Source organism: Jidongwangia harbinensis (genome assembly GCF_020216025.1).
In the GTDB taxonomy this organism is placed as follows: domain Bacteria; phylum Actinomycetota; class Actinomycetes; order Mycobacteriales; family Micromonosporaceae; genus Actinoplanes; species Actinoplanes harbinensis.
On record NZ_JAIWNC010000102.1, the window covers coordinates 1 to 1,812 of the forward strand.

General features: G+C 73.1%; 1 protein-coding gene. It reads left to right on the top strand.

The genetic code is table 11. The features are described from left to right. Window positions 1-1,812 (top strand): condensation domain-containing protein (locus tag LDL48_RS43150; RefSeq protein ID WP_225260999.1); only part of this gene is annotated, 1,812 nt, incomplete at both ends.

The window sequence follows — 1,812 nt, forward strand, 5'->3', positions numbered from 1 at the left end:
CGGCGGCGGCGTTGCCGGAGTACATGGTGCCGTCGGCGTTCGTGCTGCTGGACAAGCTCCCGCAGACGGCGAACGGCAAGGTGGACCGGCGGGCGTTGCCGGCGCCGCAGTGGCAGGCGAGTGTGTCCCGGGCCCCCCGCGACGCGCGGGAGGAGGTCCTGGCCGGGCTGTTCGCTCAGGTGCTGGGACTGCCCGAGGTCGGGGTGGAGGACTCGTTCTTCGACCTCGGCGGCGACAGCATCATGGCGATCCAGCTGGTCGCCCGGGCCCGCCGCGCCGCACTCGGCTTCACCGCCCGGGAGGTCTTCACCCACAAGTCCGTGGCCGGGCTCGCCGCCGTGTGCCGGGACGTGTCGGGCGAGGTGGTGGCGTACCCGGCGTCCGTGGCCCTGGGGGACGGCGAGCTGGCCGCGCTGCGGGTCCGGGTGCCGAGCCTGGAGCAGGTGCTCCCGCTGGCCCCGCTGCAGAAGGGACTGCTGTTCCACGGCGTGTACGACGACGCGGGCACCGACGCGTACACCATGCAACTCGCCGTTGATCTGGACGGCGCGCTGGACACCGCGGCGCTGCGGGCGGCCGCCGCCGGGCTGTTGCAGCGGCACCCGAACCTGCGGGCGAGCTTCCACCACGACGGGCTGTCCCAGCCGGTCGCCGTGATCGCGGGCGATGTGCCGTTGCCCTGGCGGTCAGAGGATCTGTCCGGTCTCGCCGAGGACGAGCGGGAGCCGGCGGCGCGGGAACTGCAGGCCGCGGAGCACGCCGAGCCGTTCCGGCTGGACGTGGCGCCGCTGCTGCGGTTCCTGCTGATCCGGCTGGGTGACCAGCGGTACCGGCTGGTCATGACGAACCACCACATCCTGCTGGACGGCTGGTCGCGTCCGCTGCTGTTCCGCGATCTGCTGACCCTGTACCGCGCGATCACCGACTCGGCGAACGCCGACGTTCCGGCGGTCCGGCCCTACCAGGACTACCTGGGCTGGCTGGCCCACCAGGACCAGACCGCCGCCGAGGAGGCCTGGCGCGACGCCCTCGCCGACCTCGCCGAACCCACCCACCTCGCGACCCCCGGCGACGTCCGGGTTCCGGTGCTGCCGGACCGGCTCGAACGCCTCCTGTCGGTGGCCGAGACCGACGCGCTGACCCGCCAGGCGCGCGCCCTCGGCGTCACCCTGAACACGGTGGTGCAGGCGGCCTGGGCGGTGCTCCTCGGCCACCTCACCGGACAGCGCGACGTGGTCTGCGGCGTCACCGTGTCCGGCCGTCCCGCCGAACTCGGCGGCGTCGAGGACATGATCGGCCTGTTCATCAACACCCTCCCGCTCCGCCTGCGGCTGCAGCCCGGGGAGACCCTGCACGGCCTGCTCACCCGGCTCCAGGACGACCAGACCCGGCTGCTCGACCACCACCACCTCGGCCTCATCGACATCCAGCGCGCGGCCGGGCACACCGACATGTTCGACTCGATCATCCTGGTGGAGAACTTCCCGCTGGAGATGACCGGCATTGTCGAGTCGGTACGGACCGCGGGACTTCGGCTGGGTGCGGTGTCCAACGTCGAGTCGACGCACTACCCCCTGGCGCTCGCGGTCGCGACGCGCGACCAGCTCCGGCTCCGTCTCGAGTACCGGCCGGACCTGTTCGGCCGGGCCCGGGTCGAGGGCCTCGCCGAGACGCTGGTGCGCCTGCTGACCGCGGTGGTGGCGGACCCTGACCTGCCGTTGGCGCGGGTGGATGTGCTCGGTGAGGCCGAGCGGGTCCGGGTGCTGGGTGCGGGTGTGGGTCCGGTGGTGGAGCCGTCGGTGTTGGTGCCGG